The organism is Streptomyces sp. GbtcB7 (assembly GCF_019091445.1).
GTDB lineage: Bacteria > Actinomycetota > Actinomycetes > Streptomycetales > Streptomycetaceae > Streptomyces > Streptomyces mirabilis.
On sequence record NZ_JAGXJM010000493.1, the window covers coordinates 1 to 245 of the forward strand.

1 protein-coding gene is annotated in these 245 nt (G+C 69.4%); it reads left to right on the plus strand.

Features of this window, described 5'->3' with window-relative positions:
* Positions 1 to 245: transposase (locus tag KVT44_RS56585; protein ID WP_217577103.1), on the plus strand; the 245-nt coding region annotated here is incomplete at both ends.

The window sequence follows — 245 nt, forward strand, 5'->3', positions numbered from 1 at the left end:
TCCCGCAAGCAGAAGAGGTCGAACAACCGGGAGAAGGCCCGTCTGAAGGTGGCCCGCGCGCACGCGCAGGTCGCCGATGCCCGCCGCGAGTTCCACCACCAGCTCTCCACCCGCCTGATCCGCGAAAACCAAGCGGCCGCGGAGGACCTGGCGGTGAAAGCCCTCGCGCGCACCCGGCTCGGCAAATCCGTGCACGACGCCGGCTGGGCGCAGTTCCTCGCGATGCTGGAGTACAAGGCACAGCG